The sequence below is a fragment of the Rhodopirellula sp. P2 genome (assembly GCF_028768465.1).
Taxonomy (GTDB): Bacteria; Planctomycetota; Planctomycetia; order Pirellulales; family Pirellulaceae; genus Rhodopirellula.
The window spans coordinates 3,344,712-3,361,832 of record NZ_CP118225.1 but is presented as its reverse complement, the minus strand read 5'-3'; the positions used below and the strand labels follow the sequence as shown (position 1 = coordinate 3,361,832).

The following is a 17,121-nucleotide window of genomic DNA, read 5'->3' as shown; positions in this document are numbered from 1 at the left end:
TGTCCTGAATCGGTCAGTGGGTAGTCCGCGGAAGACGACGGTGGGAAACTAGTTTCACGCCGCCTTCAATGTCAACGTCGAAAAGTCATCTGGCTTCGGATCTCACTCCGAACGAGGACAAACCAACACCTTCATTTGCTCCGCGTCACCGGCATGCAAGCGGTCAAACCACTTCGGACCATCCGCCAAAGAAATTTTGGCCGTGATCAGTGGCTCAACGTTGATCACGCCGCGATTCATCAAATCGATGCACTGCGGGTACTCCCCATTGCAGCCACAGGTGCCCTGCAAACGAATTTCTCGCGTCACCACCGACTGCAAAGGCAACTCAATCGTCGGCGACACGTTGCCCACCAAGGTCACCGAACCGCCTTTGCGAACGCATTCGATGGCGGTTTTGATCGTGGGCGTGGCTCCGACAACTTCCAACGCCACATCCGCCCCCCGTCCACCTGTCAATTCGCGAACTTTTTCTGGCACGTCGACTTGGTCAGCTCGCAACAACACGTCGGCGCCCAATGCCCCGGCTGTTTCCAAGCGTTTGTCATTCAAATCCACGGCGATGACTTGTGTCGCCCCAGCCGCTCGCACAGCCTGAACCGCCAACAGACCGATCATTCCGGCCCCGACCACGACGGCGGTGTCGCCCAACCGAATCGGCGTGAGTTCCGCCGCGTGCACCGCGACACTGACGGCCTCGACCAACGCAGCGTGTTCAAACGGGAGGGTGTCGGGCAATCGATAGACAATCCGGCGGGGCACTGAAATCCGCTCGGCAAACGCGCCGTGACGTCGATAGTCGCCACACGAAACCCCAAGAACCATTCGGTTGTCACACAGGTTTCCGTGCCCTTCGCGGCAGAAATCACAACTTCCGCACGACACCATCGAATCAAACGTGACGCGAGCCCCGAGTTCCAAATCGCTGACGTTCTCGCCAACCTGAACCACCACGCCAGCTGCCTCATGCCCCATCACCAAGGGCGGGATGCGACGCCCAGTGCTGCCGTCGTAACCATGAATGTCACTGCCGCAAATCCCACACGCTTCGACCTGAACCAGAACGTCGTCCGGCCCCACCTCAGGCTCGTCCACGTCCGTCACTTGCATGTTTTTGTACTCGGTCAGCAACAATGCCTTCATGGTGCAACGCTTCTGTGGGTGGGTGAATGGAGGAAGGGATGGCTCGGAATTCTATGCCAAATCAGTGGGCAATGAAACGCTGGCCCGCCAGAAAGAAACTTGCCGACTGCCAGCCCGATTCAATTCCATCGGAACAGTGAAGTAAACTGCGTGCCTCGTCATTCGTTTCGCACTTTTTAGGAACATTCGAGAAGGAAGTCTCAGACACTTTGGCCGTGTCAGTCCCGCGGGTGCTGTACACCAACGGGACCCGATCCTTTTCTTCTGCTCCTGGCGGAACGACTGGTCAGACGCAACGGAGCATTGGACGCAGGAGCCTGGCGGAACTTCGATTCGGATGCCAATTGAGTTGCGAATTTCGTATCACAGAGTCCACCCAACCCATTCCAGAACGGTTCGTTTTCAATGAGACCTCCCTGCATCCGCCGACCTCGGGCCGCGACGCCATTGGCATCGATCTGCCTCGCCCTGGCCTTCGCCAGCATCATTCCCCAGACCACCCCTGTCTTTGCCAGCGATTCAGACGCGGCGATCCAGGTCGAGAACCACGCATCCAATTCGGAAGTCCGTTACAGCGTGGTCCTGCTGCGAGGCACGATGCCAGCTGAACACGCCACCCCCCTGACCATCGTCAACGAGCAAGCTCCCGTCGGGGCGAACCCGGTCAAAGTCCTGACCGATGGAAAACGCTTCAAAGCGTTGGTCGAACTCTCGGAGGGAAAAAACGTCCTCCACTTGGAACACGCTTCCGCTCCAACCACCGAGTTGGTCCTCACTTACAAGCCTCCGACCAACCCGCACTACGTTCGATTGATCTGGATGACCGATCAATCCGGAGAAACAGATTTCGCGGCGCCGGATGATTCGGTCACACAGGACTACGAGAATCGACTTCGCACCGCCGCCTTGCTGATGCAAACGTTCACCGCCGAACGGATGAAGGACCTGGGCTACGGCCCCCGAACCTTTGCATTGGAACACGACGAAAACGGCCAAGTGATCGTGCACACCTGGAAAGGCGACGAAGACAAACAGGACTACTACGCTCAAGCTGACAACAATCGCTGGTGGCCACGCGTTCGCCGGTGGATCAACGAAGAACACCCTGACCCGATGGCCAAGAACGTCGTCCTGGCGGCCTACACTCGCAAAGACCCACGAACGGGAAAGATGCTCGGACACACCGCTTTGGGCGGAGCCAACCTGGGACTGTTCGGCAGTGCGTCGGTGTTCTGCTGGCCGCGTGACATTCAGTCGGCAATGGATGTTTTCCAAGACGACACCGCGGTCGACGCCACCCATGTTCACGACGACAGTGCATTCCGTGGGACAATCTGGGCCCTGGCGTCCACCACCATCGGCGCCACCTTGCACGAGACCGGCCACGCGATGGGATTGCCTCACTGCACCGACAACATGGGCATCATGACGCGAGGATTCGATCACTTTCACCGCGTGTTCACCTTCACTGATCCGCCCAGCAAGCACAACAAACAACCCCGCGAGTTCTCGCCCCAGCAAGAAGCGTACTTTTCACCCGTCAGCGCTTCGTTCCTTCGCTGGAGCCCTTGGTTTCAACTCGATGCGACCAGTGATGAAACTTCACGTCCCGATGTCGAAGTCGATGAAGCGGCGAAGCTCGTTCGCATCCACAGTGACTCCGGCATCCCGTGGATCGGATTCCATTCCCAAGATCGAATCGAAACCTTTCGCGAATACGGATCCCACGACGCAGGAGCCGCCGACCATCCCAAGTCGATGGAACTCACGTTCGATGAAATCCAAAACATGAAACCGGGCACGGCAATTCATCGAATCGTGGTCGTGAACAGCGACGGAGCGTCTCAAAACGTCTCGCTGCCGCAACCTTCGAACTGATTGCACGGACTTAAAAGATGGCGGATTCGGCTACGTTTTCGCCATTTCGAAAGCGAGCGTTGACGTCTGACGGCATCGCGTCTGAGGCGTTTTTCGAGAATATCTCTCGACCCGTTCCAGCTTTGTTGCGTAGAAAGGAACTTATGAGACCGACTGCATGGCCCCAAACGACACTTCGAGCACCAGCGTTGCTGGCCGTGCTCGCGTTGTGCCTTTGGCCCATGTTGCAACCTCCGTGTTGCTGCGCCGCATCGGTCTCTGAGGATGCCTCGGTGACAACGGGATGCTGTGCATCTGTCGAACCTGTCACCGCTTCGTGCTGCCAATCGACCGCATCGGGCTGTGCAGAAGCCAAGCCTTCAGAATCAGGTTCTGATTGCCTTTGCCAATGGACGTCCCAGTGCGACTGCGATGTTCGGTCAACCCTGACTGACTCGTGGGTGAGTTCACGCGTGCTCACCGTCGATGACCAGCCCGTCGCGTTCAGCATGCCCATCGGCTTGCGAGAAGACTCTCTGCATTCGGTGCCGTCCCCCACACTGGGTTGGCAATCGGATTCGTCATGGCATTCCGTCGTGACGTCACGAGACCGCTGCGTGCTTCTGTGCCGCTGGCTGAATTGAAATCCAAGACTGATCTGACTGACAGTTTTGTTTGATTTTTCAATTGAGTTTTGGTTCGATAGGAGCCCTAAGATGTTACGTACTTCCATGATGTTTGCTGCCACCGTGTTGGTGGGTGTCGCGATTCTGTTCGCTGCTCGAAGCGCCGTTTCGAGTGACAACGCCGCCGCCCGTCTCGGTGAGACGTGCCCGTGCGGTCAATGCGAAGCCGGTTGCGATTGCTGCCTCAATGGCGATGTCTCGTGCGACGACTGCTCGTGTGAGGCCTGCGAATGCGACGCCTGTGATACCGCCGGCAGCGCAACCGCAGCAACCAAGATGAGCTGCTGTGCAGGCTTGTCCTGTGGAGACGCTGCCAGTGAGCGAGTCGCGTCAAACGACTCGCTGACGTCAGCGATCGCGGAAGCTTGCATTTGTGGTCAGTGTGATGCTGACTGCAACTGCTGCTTGGACGAATCAGTCGACTGCGACAACTGCAGTTGCGAAAGCTGCCAATGCGAGGGCTGCGTTGACGCCCCCGCAACCGGTGCCTGATCGCTGCCGTTGCGGTGACGTCCGCAGGGGATTCACCGTGCAGACATTGCCTTGATCAACAACGAAACACCTCGCCGAGCAAACTCGGCGAGGTGTTTTTCGATGACTTTCGAGGGTTCTGTGTTCGCTGAATTTCGTTGCTCAGCCCCGATCCGAACCACGTCGACGATCCTGCCCGTCCGGGGGAACCGAGGTGACCTGCGCGGCCACCTCTGGCGGCATGTGATCCGTCGCCCGCCGTCCCGTCAGTCGATCGCTCCAGCGGCGTCCCGCACTGGCACCTTCCGGTCCAGGTGCAATCAAGAACACGGTTCCCAATCCGAACACCAATCCGGCGAACAACGATCCGAAGGTGACGGAGATTCCCGACATTCCTTCGGGTGAATCACCGACTTGGGGTGGCCCGAGTTCCGCCAACAAATTGGTTGAGAGAGCAGCGGATCGGCTGGCCTGAGCTTCGCCCAAGGCGGCTTCCGCTTCTGCCAACTGGTGAGTCAACGCCTCCGCATCGCTATCCAGCTTGGAGTAACTGGTCCGCACACCGGCCAATCGGCTCAGCTTGTCGTGCAGTTGATCCTGCTTATCACGGAGTCGTTGAACTCGGTCGCTGGCCAACGCCAAGGTTGGCTTCATAGCTCGCACCGCTGCCCGTGCTTCTTCCAGCATCCGGGAAGTGATTTCGCGTTCCGTCGTGATCGCCGAGCGACGACGCGGATGCAGCTCGGTGTACACGCTTGCCAATCGACTGGATTCGATTTGGGCGTCGATCAATCCGTCTTTCAATCGTTGCAGGGAAGGCTGGCTGGACAGCAACTCATCGCCACTGACCAACAACTGACGTGGGTCTTGCGACCCCGCAATCAACAATTGCTGCAACGCGTTCAAACGTTCGAGCTCCAATTCGGCCAACTGCAACTCTTTCGCGTTCTCTTCCATCGTTCGTCGGTTGGCACCGTCACCGGAGATCGCATCGTTCAGATTTCGCAATTCACTGAGGTCCGATCCAAAGCGAATTTCGACCTCGTTCATTTTGTTCAAGACCGTGTCCAATTTTTGCCGCGTCAAATCACGGGCATTGGTCAACTCGATGATGACGCTATCGGCCCGAATTCGGCGTACCGTCCGCAGATGACTGCTCAAGTTATCCAGGAGTGCTCGACAGAAGTCGGTCGCACGCTCGGGCGTCTCCGCTTCGACTTTCAAGTAAACCAGTTCACTGTTGCCAAACTCGCTTCCTTGAGGCGCGACCACGTTGACGCGTTTGTTTGCGACCGTGTCGACCAAGGTCGTCGATGGATAGGTCTCGTCCTCTTCGCCACCAACCGGCCCCACGTCTCGCAGCGCCGCGGCGACCACTTCTGGGTTGCGAGCCATTTCGAGCAACGTTTCTTGAGCCGCTTTCAGATCGGTTTGACTCGAGAATCGTCCCAAACGATCGACGGCGCCGGTCGCTTCATCCCGAAGAACGAGCGGCTGTCGAGCCGCCCAACGGTCGCTTGAAAACAACGCTGTCCCCAGCCCTAGCACTCCAAACAAGACGGCCGCTCCGCACCAAACCGGTGCGAACAAAACCAAAATATTGCGAATGTGTTTCCACGGAATAGGAGCAGCTGACATGTTGGAACACGGGCTCGAGAGGAGATTCAAAGAATATTCCCCCAACACTAGGACGCCCCCCACGCGCGGCCCCAAGAAACTCCACCGGTTCGAAAAACCGAACGACCAAATGGGCGGTTCTCAATCGACCTTGCGGGAGGTGACGTTTGTACCGGTCAGCTCCTCGCGATAACGCCGGCCCAACTTGACATAGTGCTGAGCGCCTTCCCGGGAACGTTCCAGAAGCGATTCGCTCACTTCTTTGATCGGTTTCGCGGGCGTGCCCACTGCCAACATCCCCGGCGGGATGACGGTGCCTTCGGTCACGAGTGCGCCCGCGGCGACAATGGCCCCTTTGCCAATGGTGGCTCCATTGAGAACAATCGCGCCAATTCCAATCAGGGCATCGTCTTCGACGGTGGCACCGTGCACGACAGCCGAATGCCCCACCGTCACGCGTTCTCCAATCATACACGGCATCCCAGGATCGCAATGCAGCACGCATTGGTCTTGGACATTGCTTTGTCGACCAATCACAATTTTTTCCGTATCGCCACGCATCACCGCGCCAAACCAGATGCTGACGTCCTCGGCAATGTACACTTCCCCCAAAACAGTCGCGTTGGGAGCGATGAACGCTGACGGATCGATCAAACTTTGATCTGCTTCACTGGTGACGACCGCTTGTCGCCGCGTTCGATCCGCTGTGCCGGAGGCGGACTGTTGGGGAGAGGATTGAGAATCCGAATCATTCGTTGACATGGTAAATCGGTTGCAGGAAGAGCAAGGAAACCTCGAACGAGAAGACATCGACCCGGCGGAGGTTGCGCCGGAGTCACCACCGCCAATCACGCGAGGCGTGCTGTCACGGTTGGCGATCTCAACATTCGTGCTGAGCATCCGATGGTACCAAGTCGTGATCAGTCCGATGATGGGCCCCAGTTGCCGATTCACTCCGACCTGCAGTGCCTACGCCATCGAATCCATTCAAAAACACGGGCCGATTCGTGGCACCTGGCGATCGATCCGACGCATCGGCCGCTGCCACCCTTGGAACCCAGGTGGCTACGACCCGCCGTGAACCGGCCGCCCGCAACTTCGACCGGGGAAAGCTTCGCGATTCCCTGAACGAAAGGGCGTGTTATCATCCCCGCATGCCGAACTCCGCCCCACAAACGACCGACGCCTTTGTGCCCCACTGGATCATTTCCGGCGGGCAAACCGGAGTTGACCGTGGTGCCCTGGACGCGGCCATCGCCCTTGATTTGCCACACGGCGGATGGTGCCCGGCAGGTCGCATCGCGGAAGACGGACGTATCCCGGATCGTTATTTGTTGCAGGAACACGCCTCGCGACATTACCCCGATCGGACGGAACAAAATGTCATCGACACGGACGCGACGTTGATTTTGTATCGCAACAAAATTTCCGGTGGGACGGCGCTGACGAAACGAATTTGCAAACGGGAATCGCGTCCCTGCTTGGCCGCTGATTTGGCGTCGCCCAAAACCGCTGCCCAGCGAATTCGAACGTGGCTCGACAAGACTCGCCCAGCCAACCTCAACGTGGCCGGTCCACGCGAAAGCAACTCACCGGGAATTGGCGAACAAACCCGGCAGATGCTCACTCACATTTTTCGCGGTGGAGGCGGCGACATTCAGTCGTCGCTATTCTGAACCATCTCGGCCATCAGATAACTCTTCAGACTGCCAAGCACTTCCCGAACACAGGGCTGCAGATCTCGACTCCGCCGATCCCGATTTCGGATCGGCTGAATGGTGACTCGCATCGATGTTTGCGTCACGGTGTTGTCGTTGCGATTTCGTCTGCCACGTCCTTCGCTCAACTGAATCAGCACATGAAGCGTCATCTGGTGATCGGCCGCTCGCCGGCCTTTGCCGCCTTGCGAAACGATTCGAAGTGAGACCACACTGCCGGTGACCTGAATGATCTCCGCCCGGTGATCCGAGATGAATCCGCGGAGTTTTTCCACGGCCAAATCGATTGGCACCGGCGTGACCAAGTGGTAGTCGCTGTTTTCGTCCTTTTTGCTGGACGTCAACCAACTGAACCAACCCGGCTTCGAACCGGCGTCCTGGTCTTGGTGAATGCCTGTTCCGAGTTGAACCACCCGGTTGCGACCGTTTTCCTTGGCCTTCAACAGAGCCCGGTCCGACCTCGCCAAAATGGTTTCGGCGGCGTCGCCAGTTTGATATTCAGTGACCCCAAAGCTGACCGTGACCGAATCACCGTTGAGCCCATCCAGCGGGGTGACCTCAATGGCTTGACGGATCTGTTCGGCTCGTCGGGCAGCGGTGGAGTTGTCGCTGTTGATCGCCAAGAACACGAATTCTTCGCCACCATAACGAGCCACCAAGTCTTCGTTGCGAGCGTGACTTTCGAGGATGCGAGCAAACTGCATCAGGGCTTCATCGCCGGCCGGGTGACCATGCACATCGTTGACCTGCTTGAAGTGATCGATGTCGCAGATGATCAGACTGAACTTGGAGTTATTTTTCTTCGCGTCGGCGGTCGCCCGCAGCAAACGACTGTCGAATTCAGCTCGGTTTGCAATGCCAGTCAAAGGATCGCTGGTTGCTTTTTTGTGCAACGACTGAATCTGACTTTGCAACTTGTTCTGGTCCGACATGTCGCGGACGAGAACCAATGCTCCCCCACCAAACGAATCGCGAACAGGACTGACCTGCAACAGCACATCTTGCGAGACACCGCCACGAACCAATTTCATGGTTCGTGTGACAGTGGTTTGCAACCGCAAACTATCCGCGACCGGGCAAGAGGTGGTTTCGTCTCCCGATTCATCGACGATCCCCAGTGTGTTGACATCCCAGTGGCGGCCTACCATCGCTTCACTGGCAACGCCGGTCAGGCGTGACAAAGTCTCGTTCCAATACGTGACCTGTCCTTCGCAATCAGTGAAGGCCACCCCGTCCCGAACTTGGTCGCCCAAGGCTTGGTAGAAGGGCATTGCACCGGAAGTCTCACCCTGCCACTTCGATTCCGGTTGGACGGCAGGTTTTTCCTGTGCCACCGTCTGCTCGCTCGCAGTCGACTGGCCAAGGAAGTGAGGTGAATTCGCATTGAGTTTCTGCAACCACCGGTCCACGACGCTGCTGTGCAACAGTTCCGGACGCCGTTCCAACATCGTTGCGAAATCACGCGTCAGCTCGGGATCGAATTGAGTCCCACTGCCTCGAAACAATTCTTGCAAAGCTCGTTCGCGACTGAGAGCCGAACGATAGACCTGGTCGGTTGTCATCGCGTCGAAGGCTCCCGCAATCGACATCATCCGGGCTCCCAACGGCAACGCATCGCCGCGAACATGGTCTTCCTGTCGACGCGAGTCGTACCAGACACCGCAATACTTCACGATATTCAGCAGGTTCTGATCGGTCGTGCAGCCACGCAAGATTTCACATCCCAGCTCGGCACAACAATCCATCGTCAATTGTTCTTCAATGCTGAGCTTGCCAGGCTTGCGCAAAATTCGATCGGGAATGCCGATCTTGCCGATGTCGTGCAGCAACGCTGCCACTTCAATGCGATCACGGGCTTCATCCGCCAACCCCAAACGCTCGCACCATGCCGAACACGCCAGGGCCACACGCAAGCTGTGAGCTGCGGTGGGTGCATGCTTGGTTCGCAAGGCATAAAACAGGGATGTCGCCATGCCCAACCGAACCATTGCCAAATGATTCTCGAAAGGCCGCGTGTCTTCCACCGAATCGCCAGCGTGCTCCTGAGCGATCGCGTCTGCCGCGGAAGCAGGCTCGACCACACCGGGAAGCTGTCCAGTGGCGGCTTCGCCCAAGCCCATCAGCAACTCGCTCAAACGCGAAGCGGATTGGGCCGCGTCGGGTGGGACTGCGTCCGGTTGAGGTGGATCGATTGGAGCAACATCAGGATGTGGCACATCCGCGGCAGGCGGTCCTGCGGGGACGGGCACCATCGGTGGCATACTGTGGTTGGCGAGGTCGCTGGGCACCATTTGGTCGTTCATAGCCGGCTATTCTGCGAGACATCTGTGTCGTGACGCAAAACCATACGTTCCATTTTAGGCTTGGTCGAAAGTCACCTTCCGAGCTGGATCAATCGTTCGGTTTTCAGACCGCCACAATCCCGCAAACCCCACGCAATCCGAACAACCCCACCGAAAAGCCAAAATTGGCCTTCCAATCCGCCCCGTTTGTGGAACGTGCCCCCCCCATTTTTGGCTCCAATGGATCTCAGCGGATCGGCGCCTGTCCTGCCCCGCCTCTTCGCAATATTCCGCGAAAAACTTGCCACCGAACCCCTGTCCATCTAACATGGTTACGCGGCTTGTGACGGACCTTTAGCCTTCAGTCCTGAGCCCACCGGCTCCATTCATCTCATCTTCCGGACCATCACTGTGAGCCTATCCGACGTCGATCGTCAGCTTCTGCAACGTTGTCTTGACCGGGAACCCCGGGCGTGGCAGGACTTCGTCGATCGATTCGTTGGGCTGGTCGTTCATGTCGTCAATCGGACCGCGATGGGCCGCGGTTTGTCGATGGACGAAGCCACTCGCGATGACATGGTGGCGGAAGTGTTCCTGGTCATCGTTCGGCACGATTTCGCCGTGCTTCGCCGATTTCGACGGCAATGTTCGCTGGCGACTTACCTGACGATTGTTGCCCGTCGCGTTGTCGTTCGACGCCTGACTGCCAATGCGACGGTCTCCGGCAACCGTGCTCCCGCCTCGCTTTCCAACGGGCACACCACCAACGGATCCACCAACGGCCACGCCGCTCCGACACAGGTCAACGGCGAATTGCAGCGAATCGAAAATGCAGAAGAAGTCGAGCACCTGCTGCTCCGTCTGGACCCGCGAGAAGCCAGCGTCGTTCGGATGTATCACTTGGAAGGCAAGTCGTACCAAGAGATCAGCCAAGCGGTGGGCGTGAGCGAAAACACGATCGGCCCCATGCTGCACCGGGCTCGCGCCAAAATGGGTCGCGGCTGAGCACCCTCGGTCGAGTGAACGACACCCTCGCCTGAAACTGTTAACCTGTTCGATTGTTTTCTTCGAACGATCGCAGTGAGTTCCCGGATGTCGTCGCCCTCTAAATCGACCTCAACCCTCTCCCAATCACCCCCGTCCAATCCCGAAATGGACCAAGCCCATTCGGTCCTTCGGTCGGTGTGGGGATACGATTCCTTCCGGCCCCTGCAAGCCGATGCGGTGCAGGATGTCGTCCAGGGACGCGACAGCTTGGTCGTCCTGCCGACCGGCGGCGGTAAATCGCTGTGCTACCAAGTCCCTGCGCTGGTGCGAGACGGCATGTCCGTGGTGGTCTCGCCGCTGATTTCGTTGATGAAGGACCAAGTCGACGCGTTGACCGCCAACGGCGTCTCGGCGGCCCTGGTCAACAGCACGCAGTCGATGGATCAAAAACGCGAAACCGCGGACCGGATCCGTCGCGGCGAAATCAAGATCCTGTACTTGGCCCCGGAGCGTTTGCTCACGCCCAAAACGCTGGCCTTTCTTCGCAGCCTGCCAATCTCTTTTTTCGCAATCGATGAGGCCCACTGCGTCAGCAATTGGGGGCATGACTTTCGCCCCGAATATCGCGGCTTGCGAATCCTCAAAGAACAGTTCCCTTCCGCATCGGTGCACGCCTTCACCGCCACCGCCTCCCAACAAGTTCGTGATGACATCACCGAACAATTGCAGCTCCACGAACCGCGAGTCTTGGTGGGGAACTTCGACCGCCCCAACCTGACGTACCGGATGCTACGCAGCGATGGCAAACTGAATCAGATCCAGCAATGCATCCAGCAACATCGCGGTGAATCGGGCGTCGTCTACTGCATCACTCGAAAAGAAGTCGAACAAACCGCCGCCGCCTTGGAATCCATGGGCGTCCGCACACTGCCGTACCATGCGGGACTGGCTGCGGAGGTTCGGCAGGCAAACCAAGAAGCGTTCATCCAAGAAAAGGTCGATGTGATCGTCGCGACGGTGGCCTTTGGAATGGGAATCGACAAATCCAACGTGCGGTTTGTCATCCACGCCGGGATGCCCAAATCAATTGAACACTACCAGCAAGAAAGCGGTCGCGCCGGCCGCGATGGGCTCGCCGCTGAATGTGTTCTGATTCACAGCGGTGGCGATTTGATGTCCTGGAAACGCATCCTCGAAAACGGCGACCGCAACAACTTTCAATCCGCCATGGGTTCCGTCGAGGCGATGGCTTCGCTGTGCAACGGAGTGCAATGCAGACACGCCTCGCTGGTGGAGTACTTTGGCCAAGAATACGATGCCGACAACTGCGATGCCTGCGACGTCTGTCTCGGTGAACTCGACCTCGTTGACGATCCGATCACACTGGCACAAAAGATCCTGTCGTGTGTGGTCCGACTGAAAGAACGCTACGGCGTCGCTCACACCGTGAAGGTCCTCACCGGATCGAAAGATCAAAAGGTCATCCAAGCCGGTCACGATCAGCTCAGCACCTACAACCTGCTTTCCAACGAAGGTGCCAACGCGGTTCGCACCTGGATCGAACAACTCATTTCGCAAAACCATTTGATCCGAACCGGCGAGTATCAATCCCTTCGATTGACCGAATCAGGTCGCGCGTTGCTCAAACGCGAAGGCGATGTGACGCTCACCAAGGTGAGCCAGAAAAGCTCGTCTCGCCAACCTGCCGCCAATGCATCCTGGGAAGGCGTCGACCGTCAATTGTTCGATCACTTGCGTGCGCTCCGCAGCGAAATGGCGTCCGAACGAGGCGTGCCGGCTTACGTCATCTTCGGCGACGCGGTGCTGCGGGAATTGGCTCGCGTGCGCCCCACGTCGATCGACAAACTCACCCCCATTCGCGGCATCGGCGATCGCAAACGAGAAGAATTTGGCCAGCTGTTCCTGGACTCGATCGATCAATACTGCGAGAAAAACCCGCTCGCCAGGGACCAATCCGACAACACGGCCCCAGCGCCGATCAACCAACCGCGAGCGAACACCGCCCCAAACGCGGCGATGGTCCAAGCCTTCCAACTTTTTCGGGACGGGCGATCCGCCTCCGAAGTTGCAGAAAAGATGGGTCGCGCCGAATCGACCGTGAGCAAGTATCTCAGCGATTTCATCCAATCCGAAAACATCACCGATCCAACGCAGTGGGTCCCCAAAGAAGAAGCCGAAGCAATCCGGGCGGCCCTTCTGGCAGCCGAGGACGAACGGCTTCGACCGGTGTTCGAAGCCTTGAATGAAGAGATGTCTTACGAAAAGATCCGCATCGTCGCCACGTGCATGAAGAACGAAATGGCTGACGATGCGGACGATTGACAATCAACTCGCTCAGCTAACTGCCTGGCAAGCAATCAGCTGCCAACCGATCAGCTTTTGTCCCAGCGAGTTCGCAGTGCGTCCAACAACACCGCCACCACGATCACCACGCCGGTGATGATTTGCTTGCTGGCATCGGACACCCCAACCTGAGCCAACCCGGTCTGCAAGACCTGGATGATCAACACACCGATGAACGATCGCACCACGTTCCCGCGTCCGCCCATCAGGCTGGTTCCGCCAATCACACAGGCCGCGATCGCAGCCAGTTCGATACCGATTGCCGCGTTGGGATCGGCTGTCGACAAACGCGACGTTTGAGCCAACCCGGCCAACCCGCACATCATGCCGCTGAGCGCGAAAATCCCGATGCACAGCGGGGCGGACCGAATCCCCGACATCCGGACCGCTTCCGCGTTGGTACCGATCGCGATGCAGTACCGGCCCCACACGGTTCGAGTCAAAAACAGTTGCCCCAGTATCACGGTTCCAATCGCCGCCATGAAAGCGGGCGAAACAAACGCGCCGGGCAACGGCTGACCAAACCATTCGATTCGACTGCCGATGTAAATCGATTGGGAATCCGTGACCACCTTGGTTGCTCCACGCGCAATCTCAAGCATCCCCAACGTGACGATGAAGGATGGAATCCCAAAGCCAATCGAGATCGCTCCGTTCAGCCCGCCACCAATGGACGCGACCAAGACCGCCACTGGGAGAGCCGCCCAAATTGACCAGTCGTAGGTGGCCATCAACACGCCCAACACCGCGGACGAAACCGCCAGCAATGAACCGACCGACAAATCAATGCCGCCGATGATCAGCACCAGCGTCATCCCAACGACCAGAAACGTGAGGTCGGGAACTTGATTGGCAATCGACACCAACGTCGACCACTGAAAGAAGTTCTTGCTGAGCAGCGAGAAGATCGCCACCAACACCAACAAGACGGCAACCAAACCAAGGTGCGGTGCCATCTTGCGGCAGGAATCTTGCCAGCGACTCATGAAGTGGCCTCATCGTTTCGTTGGCCGCCGGGCGTGGACATTGCACCGAGAAGACGTGACGTCGGCCGGGATTCCTGCCCCGCGAAAGACGCTTCCAAAATCGCGTCCTCGCTGAACTCGTCTCGCTCGAACGTCGCCATGATCTTCCCGGCTGACAGGACCGCGATCGCATCGCATGTCTCGAATAACTCTTCCAAATCACTACTCACAATCACAATCGTTTTGCCTTGCTTGGCCAATTCCTCAAACAGCTCATAAAGTTTGCCACGCGCCGCCACATCGATCCCGCGTGACGGTTCATCGAACAGGTACACCTCGGCGCCTCGAGTCAGCCACTTGGCCACCGCGACCTTCTGCTGGTTGCCGCCGCTGAGCGTCCCAACCGCTTGTTCCAACGATTGATGCCGAGTCTCCAAGGACCGATGAATCGACGTCGCCGCATCGACCTCCGCCTTTTCGCGAATCCATCCCTTGTCCGAAAACTTGCTGGCCAGCGCCGCGAGGGACGTGTTGGCTCGAATCGACTGCGACAACAACAATCCGCTTTGCTTGCGGTCCTCGGTGACCATCGCGAAACCGGCTTCGACGGCTTGGCTGGGGTGCGTGAATCGCAGACGTTCTCCGTCGCCCAGCGAAACGTTGCCGGACGTCGCCACATCCGCACCGAAGATCGCTCGCAGCAACTCGGTTCGCCCGGAACCCACCAAACCCGCGACCCCAAATCGTTCTCCGCGGCGGACCGAGAACGAAACATCATCGACCATCCCAGACGTCATTCGCTCCACCAACAATCCAACCTGGTCGGTCCGATGACTCACAAACTCGGGCCCCGCTTGCCTGGAAGACTTGGATTCATTTTCTTCCGCACTCATCCACGCCACCATCTTCTCACGATTGATTCGCGAAATCGGTTCCGTGGTGACGAGACGCCCGTCCCGCAGCACGCTCACTTGATCCGACAGCTGCTGGACTTCTTCGAGTCGGTGGGAGATATAAATGATTGCGACGCCTTGGTCACGCATCTGTTTCAAGTGCGTGAACAACTCTTCGGATTCGCTGCCCGAGAGCGCAGCGGTCGGCTCATCGAGAATCAACACGCGAGCATCGCGGGCCAGTGCGGCCGCAATTTCGATCATCTGCTGTTTCCCAACCCCCAACTGGCCGACAATCGCATGCGAATCGACATCGGGCAAACCAAACTGATCCAGAATTGTGCGGGCCGATCGATGCAGTTCGCCCATTCGCAACACGCCCCATCGATTCGGCAACGATGCCAATCGTAGGTTTTCGGCGACCGACAACGTTTCAATCAAATTCAGTTCTTGCTGAACGATCTGAACCCCGCGAGCCTCGGCGTCTTGCTTGTTGCCGGGACAATGATCGTCGCCCGAAAGACTCATCTGCCCAGCGGACGCCGGGATCAAACCACTGATGATCTTGCAAAGGGTGCTTTTGCCAGCCCCGTTGGCCCCGAGCAAAGCGTGCAGGTTCCCAGCTTGAAAATCGATCGAGACATCATCCAGCACGGTGACGGTGCCATAGCGTTTGGTCAGTCCGCGAACCGAGAGAGCAACGGTCATGGTTGGCTCAAGATCTCGGCGGTGATCAGATCCACCGGCGTCTCGACATCTTCGATGGAAACGTCCGAACCGGAGGCTTCACCTTGGATTTGTTCTAGCGCGGCTTCGATCCCAAAGACAGCCAACTGGTCACCATGTTGATCCGCCGTCGCCAACACCTTGCCGTCTTCAATGGCTTGCCGAATCGCCGAGATGTTATCAAAGCCAACAATCTGCACTTCGCCGGCCCGGCCCGCACCTTTGACCGCTGCAATGGCTCCGAGAGCCATCGAATCATTCGCCGCCAAAATGCCACTGATCTCGGGATGCTCACTCAACATGGACGAGGCCACGGTGTTCGCCCGAGACATTTCCCAATCCGCGGATTGGCTGCTGACAATTTCCATGCCGGCTTCCTTCATCGCCGCCTCAAATCCCTTCAAACGCTGTTGAGCGTTGTAGGACGTGCGGATCCCTTCCAGAATCGCGACCTTGTCACCTTTGCGATTCGCGGCCAAGTGATCACCGATCTTCTTCGCCCCTGCCATGTTGTCGGGACCAACAAATGGGATGCTGACGCCTTCTTGATTCAACACCTCCGCATCCAAGCGGTTGTCGATGTTGACAACGATGACTCCCGCTTCAATGGCTCGTCGAAGGGCCGGCACCAAAACCTTGGAATCCGCCGGCGCGATCACAATCGCGTCCACGCCGCTGGCAACCATCTCTTCGACCAAAGCGACTTGGCGACTGACATCTCGCTCATCTTTGATCCCGTTGACGATCAAGTCGTATTGATCGGAGTTTTCGGACTGATGCGTTTCAGCTCCCTTGGCCATCGTCGAGAAAAACTCATTCGCCAATGACTTCATGATCAAAGCCACGCGAGGTTTGGCGTCTGCATCCGCCGCGTTTTGTGAAGTGGAACTGGAGGAACTGCATCCCGACACGAACAGGACCAGAAGTGCAGCGAGACAGCCAACTCGATTTGTGATTTTGAACATGGTTCAAGTGATGGTGGGTTTGAAAGAGCGGGGACGATTTCCGATGCGAATGTTGCCGAAAACGTTTGTCCAGGATCCGGCAACGCTGAGTCAGGAACGAGCCAATGGAAACGGATCGCCCCGACCACGAGCATTCGTGCTCGTGGAATGAGACACGGAGGGCAGGGAAGCATCAGGCGGGACGGCGTGAACACGAACGGATGACGCCGGTGCGATAGCATAGCGACTGCATCGAGGACGGTGGCGTGGACATCCCTCTGGTTTCGCCTGTGGCAGTGAAACATGACTCCTGGAGAAACTCGGCGTCTGGAAAATCTCGAGGCCTGGGGAAACTCGATGCTGGGCAAACTCGACGTCAGAGGGGTCGCCAGTGGGGTTGCCCAGTTGCCGGCCGGCCATGAAATTGGTCGCACACGCATTCCATCCTAGAATCCTGCTCCGGATTCT

At 57.8% G+C, this 17,121-nt stretch carries 14 protein-coding genes; 7 read left to right on the top strand and 7 right to left on the bottom strand.

The window, feature by feature from the left end; translation table 11 throughout:
- Window positions 1–102 precede the first annotated feature (102 nt).
- The gene (locus PSR62_RS11885; RefSeq protein WP_274407944.1) at window positions 103–1,143 is read right to left on the bottom strand and encodes a galactitol-1-phosphate 5-dehydrogenase; all 1,041 of its coding nucleotides are present in this window, start codon (window positions 1,141–1,143) and stop codon (window positions 103–105) included.
- Window positions 1,144–1,548: 405 nt separating this feature from the next.
- On the opposite strand from PSR62_RS11885, the gene PSR62_RS11880 reads away from it, so the two are divergent.
- From PSR62_RS11880 to PSR62_RS11870, 3 genes are all read left to right on the top strand, one after another.
- Window positions 1,549–3,021, top strand: coding sequence for a metallopeptidase (locus PSR62_RS11880; RefSeq protein ID WP_274407943.1), 1,473 nt, complete (start codon window positions 1,549–1,551; stop codon window positions 3,019–3,021).
- A gap of 440 nt (window positions 3,022–3,461) precedes the next feature.
- Window positions 3,462–3,644 (top strand): hypothetical protein, encoded by a 183-nt coding sequence (locus PSR62_RS11875; protein WP_274407942.1) that lies wholly within the window; start codon window positions 3,462–3,464, stop codon window positions 3,642–3,644.
- A gap of 72 nt (window positions 3,645–3,716) precedes the next feature.
- Window positions 3,717–4,178, top strand: a complete 462-nt coding sequence (locus PSR62_RS11870; RefSeq protein ID WP_274407941.1) for a hypothetical protein — start codon at window positions 3,717–3,719, stop codon at window positions 4,176–4,178.
- Between the two features lie 141 nt (window positions 4,179–4,319).
- Here the strand turns inward: PSR62_RS11870 and PSR62_RS11865 are convergent, their stop codons facing one another.
- Entirely contained in the window at window positions 4,320–5,795 is a 1,476-nt protein-coding gene (locus PSR62_RS11865) for a hypothetical protein (RefSeq protein WP_274407940.1), read from the bottom strand.
- Between the two features lie 120 nt (window positions 5,796–5,915).
- Entirely contained in the window at window positions 5,916–6,536 is a 621-nt protein-coding gene (locus PSR62_RS11860; protein ID WP_274407939.1) for a gamma carbonic anhydrase family protein, read from the bottom strand.
- Here PSR62_RS11860 and yidD point away from each other — a divergent pair.
- Both yidD and PSR62_RS11850 read left to right on the top strand, forming a co-directional pair.
- Window positions 6,535–6,855 carry a membrane protein insertion efficiency factor YidD gene (gene yidD, locus PSR62_RS25730; RefSeq protein ID WP_274407938.1) on the top strand — a complete coding sequence of 107 codons (321 nt, stop codon included), beginning with the start codon at window positions 6,535–6,537 and terminating at the stop codon, window positions 6,853–6,855. The genes PSR62_RS11860 and yidD overlap by 2 nt on opposite strands.
- A 73-nt stretch (window positions 6,856–6,928) precedes the next feature.
- The gene (locus PSR62_RS11850; RefSeq protein WP_274407937.1) at window positions 6,929–7,450 is read left to right on the top strand and encodes a putative molybdenum carrier protein; all 522 of its coding nucleotides are present in this window, start codon (window positions 6,929–6,931) and stop codon (window positions 7,448–7,450) included.
- Here PSR62_RS11850 and PSR62_RS11845 read toward each other — a convergent pair.
- Window positions 7,432–9,795, bottom strand: coding sequence for a sensor domain-containing diguanylate cyclase/phosphohydrolase (locus PSR62_RS11845; protein WP_274407936.1), 2,364 nt, complete (start codon window positions 9,793–9,795; stop codon window positions 7,432–7,434). The two genes, PSR62_RS11850 and PSR62_RS11845, sit on opposite strands and share 19 nt — an antisense overlap.
- A gap of 483 nt (window positions 9,796–10,278) precedes the next feature.
- On the opposite strand from PSR62_RS11845, the gene PSR62_RS11840 reads away from it, so the two are divergent.
- Window positions 10,279–10,779: an RNA polymerase sigma factor gene (locus PSR62_RS11840; protein WP_274408221.1), complete on the top strand. Its 501-nt coding sequence runs from the start codon at window positions 10,279–10,281 to the stop codon at window positions 10,777–10,779.
- Between the two features lie 87 nt (window positions 10,780–10,866).
- Window positions 10,867–13,104, top strand: a complete 2,238-nt coding sequence (gene recQ, locus PSR62_RS11835; RefSeq protein WP_274407935.1) for a DNA helicase RecQ — start codon at window positions 10,867–10,869, stop codon at window positions 13,102–13,104.
- Between the two features lie 50 nt (window positions 13,105–13,154).
- Here the strand turns inward: recQ and PSR62_RS11830 are convergent, their stop codons facing one another.
- From PSR62_RS11830 to PSR62_RS11820, 3 genes are read right to left on the bottom strand one after another with little or no spacing between them, the layout of a single operon-like run.
- Complete coding sequence (locus PSR62_RS11830) at window positions 13,155–14,111, bottom strand: ABC transporter permease (protein WP_274407934.1); 957 nt, start codon at window positions 14,109–14,111, stop codon at window positions 13,155–13,157.
- Window positions 14,108–15,691, bottom strand: a complete 1,584-nt coding sequence (locus PSR62_RS11825; protein WP_274407933.1) for a sugar ABC transporter ATP-binding protein — start codon at window positions 15,689–15,691, stop codon at window positions 14,108–14,110. Before PSR62_RS11825 ends, PSR62_RS11830 begins: the two co-directional genes overlap by 4 nt.
- Entirely contained in the window at window positions 15,688–16,674 is a 987-nt protein-coding gene (locus PSR62_RS11820; RefSeq protein WP_274407932.1) for a sugar ABC transporter substrate-binding protein, read from the bottom strand. The genes PSR62_RS11825 and PSR62_RS11820 overlap by 4 nt, the downstream gene beginning before the upstream one ends.
- Between the last annotated feature and the right edge of the window lie 447 nt (window positions 16,675–17,121).